The organism is Streptomyces rugosispiralis (assembly GCF_024505145.1).
In the GTDB taxonomy this organism is placed as follows: Bacteria; Actinomycetota; Actinomycetes; order Streptomycetales; family Streptomycetaceae; genus Streptomyces; species Streptomyces rugosispiralis.
On record NZ_JANIAA010000290.1, the window covers coordinates 1 to 220 of the forward strand.

The following is a 220-nucleotide window of genomic DNA, read 5'->3' on the forward strand; positions in this document are numbered from 1 at the left end:
AAAACGTGTAGTTCTCGTTCTTGTTGTCCAGCTTGACCCAGGCTGATACCGAGAACGACTTCGTAGTGTCCACCACTGGCCCGGCCGTAGCGGCATACGACGACGTCCCATTCAGATGCAGCCCGGTACCGATCTTGCCGACGACGCCCAGCTGGGCACCGCTGCCGGCCAGGGTTGCGACAGGGCCTGCTCCGTACCCTCCACCGACTCGTGCACTGCC

At 62.7% G+C, this 220-nt stretch carries 1 protein-coding gene; it reads right to left on the bottom strand.

Annotated features, from left to right (window positions below; genetic code table 11):
- Window positions 1-220: hypothetical protein (locus NP777_RS47500; RefSeq protein WP_256656420.1), on the bottom strand; the 220-nt coding region annotated here is incomplete at both ends.